Raw genomic sequence first — 4,222 nt, forward strand, 5'->3', positions numbered from 1 at the left:
AGGAACTGATGGTACATTCGGCCATTCATGCTGGAGACGTCCGATCCAGCCTGGCCGATGTGCTCAGCGACTTCCCTCAGCACCGTATCCACCTCTTGAAAGGAGCGGGAGGTTTGCTCGGCAATGACCACGGACAGCTTGGCGAGGCTGGCGCGCGCCTCGAGCATCACCCGCTGATGCATATTCCAGATTGTGAAACCGGCGGCGCACACCATGATGATGACCAAGGCCGCGGCAGCGATCATCGCCGTATAAGGGGACCCGCGCTCCCGTATCGCGGGGCGCTCGGTCTCCGCCGTGAGCCTGTCGAGCAGCGCTTTCACGATGCCATGCCGGCCGTTGCGGCCAACTCATCGATCGCGGCAGCGGTTGCTTCGATGGTCTCGACCAGCGCCGGCATGCATTGCCGCAGCACCGCGACCGACGGGCATTCCAGCTCGATGGCGCGTGCGATCGCGGCCAGGCGCGCGGCGCCAAAGCTGCCGGCAAATCCCCTGAGGACATGGGCCGCACGGCGGGTCTGATCGAGATCATCCGCCGTCAGCGCGGCCTGGATCGCATCAAGCGATTGCACGGCGTGCCGCGGGAGTTCGGCAAGCATCGGGCCCAGATCTTCCGGACCCATGGCCTCGCGCAGGAGCTCAATCTGCTCGCGATCGAACAGCGGCACGTTGCTGAAATCAGTCGGCATGACGTTCATCCCCGCCCTTTGGGCACCCCGCCACGGGCTTCGCCAACCGCGGCGGCGCATATCCGGACAACGTACATTAATGAAGTCACGTATTTCCTTTATATATCGTCATCAACGGCCCGGACCCCGCGCCGATCGACACATATGACCGTGGTATCGTCCGGCAGCGCAACGTTGGCCTGGATGCCCGCCGCTGCGCAGACGCGCTCGACAAGCTGACTGGGCGTGAGGCCGGCCTCACAGGCATCGATCGCCTCGAGCAGGCCGATCTCACCGATCCGGTTGCCGTCGCGATCCGGATTCTCCGGCAACCCGTCGCTGTAGAGCAGCAGCATCGAACCGGGTGCGAACGGTTTCTCGTGCAATTCATATTGCATGTCCGGCGCGATGCCGAGCGGCGCGCCGGAAGCCTCGACAAGCTGCGAAGAGCCTTGCAATCCGGCCATCAGCATCGGCGGCGACGCGCCGGCGGACGCGATCCTCAGCCGGCCGGCGACGTGGTCGATCACGACGTACAGGAAGGTCGCGAATTGCCCGAGCCGCAGCAGCGTTGCCAAGCGCTTGTTCAGCGCCGACAGGAAAGCGGAGGGGTCGCCATGCAAGTGCCTGTATTCATGGATCAAGGCATGCAGACGGAAGGTATTGAGCGCGGCGGTGACGCCATGGCCGGTAAAATCCGCGATGAAGATGCCGAACGAGCCGTCATTGATCGGCAGCATTCCCCAGATGTCGCCACCGATTTCCGAAGAGGGGCGAAAATAGGATGCGATGCGCAGGCCGGTCGAACTGGCCGTCGCGTCCTGCAGCGAGGCAGATGGCAACAGCTCGAGCTGCATCCGCCGGGAGGCTTCCAGTTCTGCGGAGGTGCGCTCCCGATAGTCGCGCAGCTCGCGCAGCAGGCAGCGGCGCTCGAGATGGGTGATCACGCGCGCGATCAATTCCGACGGATTGATGGGTTTCGACAGAAAGTCCGAGGCGCCCGCGGCGAACATCACCCCCATTTGCTTGCGATCCACCGTCGCGGTCTGCATCAGGATCGGGATGTCGATCAACGCCGCCCGGGCCCTGATCCGTTTGCAGACATCCAGTCCACTGAGATCCGGCATTTGCATATCCAGGAGCACAAGGTCGGGCTGATGTTGCTCGATCTGTTGCAGCGCCGAATAACCGCCTTCGGCGAACAGGAATTTCCTGAACCCCTGTTTTTGCAGGATTCCCGCAAGCAGCCGGCGGCACAACGTATCGTCATCGGCGATCAGGAGCGTGCATTCCAGAATGCTGGCGCGATCGGCCGCAACGGGCTCCGAAACCTTCCCGGTATCAACCAAGACGTTCATAGCTCAAATCCCAGAACGATCGTCCTGCCGCCGTCCAGATGCGTGACGCTGTCGCAGAATGCTTCCACAACGGCCAGACCACGGCCGCAGCCGCGCTGCCGGCTCCGGTTTTTGTCAGGGTCGAAACCAACACCATTGTCGTGCACCGCGATCAGCAGGCGGCCGGCGCCCCATTGCGCTGCGATCACTACCCGGCTCTGCGCATATTGCTGCGACGCCAACTGCCTGACGATCGTTTCGTGCGCCGTTTCAAACCCGCCGAGCGTATCGCGAAGCCCGGCCTCCAGCTTTAGATGCCCATGCATGACCGCATTCAATAGCGCTTCGTGCAAGGCGGTAACGATCCGATCGCGCAGTTCCCGGCTCAGCCGCAGCCTGTCGTCGATCGCGCGCACGAATGCCCCGGCAATCGCCTCCCGATAGATCGACCGTACCGACACCGTGAGACTGAGACAGCTGCCATTCCCGGCATGGTCCGGTCCGTCATCGACCAGCAGGCCGGCCTCGATGCATGCGGTTGCCGGCGCCGCCAGCGATTGCGTGAGCGTGGCCTCGGACGCACCATCCCAGCGCGTCGCGCAGTGTTGCTGCAGATCCTGCACGGGCAGCATGATGATCAGGCTTGAATGGTAAAGAGTTCGTCGAATTTCGTGACGGCAAACATCCGCTTGACCTGTCCTTGCGGTTGCGACAACACCAGCGTGCGGCCGGCTTTGCCGGCCTCGTCGCGGGCGATCAGCAGCATTCCGAGCCCCGCGGAGTCGATGAACCGCAACTGCGACAGCTCGACCACGATGGTGCGGTCATCGGCCTGCAGCAGCCGGTCGGCAACCTCGCGAAAAGCGACGTGGTCGGTAAAGGTGAATTCGCCGCTGAGGGTGACGCGGGCGTCGTTGGGCTGGAATTCAAACTTCATGGTGCTGTCCTAAAATAGTTCGATGGATCCGTTTGTGTCCCCTGGACCGGCATCCCGATGAGGCTCGGCGCCAGGCGCGCCCGTGAGAAGCTCCGCGGCGAACCGCGCGCGCATCTCGCTCATCGTGAAACGATCGAGCAGTCCCGTAACCCAGCCGAGGTCGGCGGGCGCGAGTTCGAGCAGTTCCGGCGCGACGCTGGCGGTATTTCGTTTGTTTTCCTCGAGAGCTTCGCTGATCACGCTCAGCGCATCGACAACGTGCTCCAGCCGCTGCCTGGCGCGATCCTGGAACTGCAGGCCGGTGATCATGCCATCGACATCGGCCGAGATCAGTCCCGCCTCCGAGACCGCCTCCGCGACGATATCTTCAACGACATTGCCGCGCTGGAGCAGCGCGCCCAGCAGCGTTTCGAGCCGATCCTTGGCGAGGATGTTGTTGGTCAGATCGATGGTCGCCACGCGTTGCAAGGTGGCCCGGCCGGTGGCGACACCGTCCGTCATCGCCTTCAGCTCGCTTTTCATGGTAACGGACAATGCCTGCGTCGCCTTCGAAAGCTCGCGCACCTCGTCGGCCACAACGCGGAACGTGACCCCAGCCGCGCCGGCGCGCTCGGCCTCGATCCGCGCGTTCAACGCCAGCATGTTGGTCGTGCTGGTGACCTGCTGCAGGCTCGCCATGCATTTCTCGACATTGACGATGTTGGCGCTGACCTCGCTCATGGCATAGACCATGGCCATCGAGTCCTTCGACAACATCAGTATCTTCACAATAACGTCGCCCAGCGTGTCCTTGAGCAGCCGGGCGATTTCCTCGATCGGAACCGGCTGGTTTTCGACCTCGATGCTGGTTGCAAGACTGGTCAGGCTTTCGACGCGTCCGGTCTGCTGCTGCGCGCTCAGGGCCAGCCGCTGGAACCGGCCGCTCAGATCGTCCGCCTGCTTTTCCACGAAGCCGGAGGTATCCTGGATCTCCGCGATCAGGGTCCGGATCACGCGCTGCTGCATTTCGGCGAGCGACATCCAGCTCTGCAACAGATCAACGTGCGAATCCTGACGCGGGTCTCCGCACGGCGAAGATACCGCAAGCGCCTCTGGAATGTTCGTTGCCGCAGCGCCGCTGACCCGCCTGTTCAAGCCGAACATGTCACACCCTGACCGCTCGTTTTGCAGTGGCGCTGCAGTTGTTCAACACGCGCTCCGTGATCTTGCCGATCGGCAGCTCGATTTCGGTCGCACCGCAGTCGAACGCCGCTTTCGGCATGCCGTAGACCACACAGG

Annotated in this window: 6 protein-coding genes; all 6 read right to left on the reverse strand. The window is 63.0% G+C overall.

What is annotated here, in order from left to right:
* A partial coding sequence (locus tag ABSG20_RS31000; RefSeq protein ID WP_423868262.1) for a hypothetical protein occupies window positions 1–323 on the reverse strand: 323 nt, incomplete at its 3' end.
* Window positions 320–691 carry an Hpt domain-containing protein gene (locus tag ABSG20_RS31005; RefSeq protein WP_423868263.1) on the reverse strand — a complete coding sequence of 124 codons (372 nt, stop codon included), beginning with the start codon at window positions 689–691 and terminating at the stop codon, window positions 320–322. The genes ABSG20_RS31005 and ABSG20_RS31000, both read right to left, overlap by 4 nt.
* 98 nt (window positions 692–789) lie before the next feature.
* Window positions 790–2,028, reverse strand: coding sequence for a PP2C family protein-serine/threonine phosphatase (locus ABSG20_RS31010; protein WP_423868264.1), 1,239 nt, complete (start codon window positions 2,026–2,028; stop codon window positions 790–792).
* Window positions 2,025–2,639 carry an ATP-binding protein gene (locus ABSG20_RS31015; RefSeq protein ID WP_423868265.1) on the reverse strand — a complete coding sequence of 205 codons (615 nt, stop codon included), beginning with the start codon at window positions 2,637–2,639 and terminating at the stop codon, window positions 2,025–2,027. The genes ABSG20_RS31010 and ABSG20_RS31015 overlap by 4 nt, the downstream gene beginning before the upstream one ends.
* Window positions 2,640–2,644: 5 nt before the next feature.
* Window positions 2,645–2,944, reverse strand: coding sequence for an STAS domain-containing protein (locus tag ABSG20_RS31020; RefSeq protein WP_423868266.1), 300 nt, complete (start codon window positions 2,942–2,944; stop codon window positions 2,645–2,647).
* Between the two features lie 9 nt (window positions 2,945–2,953).
* Window positions 2,954–3,964 (reverse strand): methyl-accepting chemotaxis protein, encoded by a 1,011-nt coding sequence (locus tag ABSG20_RS31025; protein WP_423868267.1) that lies wholly within the window; start codon window positions 3,962–3,964, stop codon window positions 2,954–2,956.
* Between the last annotated feature and the right edge of the window lie 258 nt (window positions 3,965–4,222).

The organism is Bradyrhizobium sp., assembly GCF_049512235.1.
In the GTDB taxonomy this organism is placed as follows: domain Bacteria; phylum Pseudomonadota; class Alphaproteobacteria; order Rhizobiales; family Xanthobacteraceae; genus Bradyrhizobium.

Excerpts from the sequence above, each read along its gene's own strand:
- ABSG20_RS31005 (WP_423868263.1), bottom strand. The coding sequence starts at position 691 with ATGCCGACTGATTTCAGCAACGTGCCGCTGTTCGATCGCGAGCAGATT.
- ABSG20_RS31010 (WP_423868264.1), bottom strand. The coding sequence starts at position 2,028 with ATGAACGTCTTGGTTGATACCGGGAAGGTTTCGGAGCCCGTTGCGGCC.
- ABSG20_RS31015 (WP_423868265.1), bottom strand. The coding sequence starts at position 2,639 with ATGCTGCCCGTGCAGGATCTGCAGCAACACTGCGCGACGCGCTGGGAT.
- ABSG20_RS31020 (WP_423868266.1), bottom strand. The coding sequence starts at position 2,944 with ATGAAGTTTGAATTCCAGCCCAACGACGCCCGCGTCACCCTCAGCGGC.
- ABSG20_RS31025 (WP_423868267.1), bottom strand. The coding sequence starts at position 3,964 with ATGTCGCTCGCCGAAATGCAGCAGCGCGTGATCCGGACCCTGATCGCG.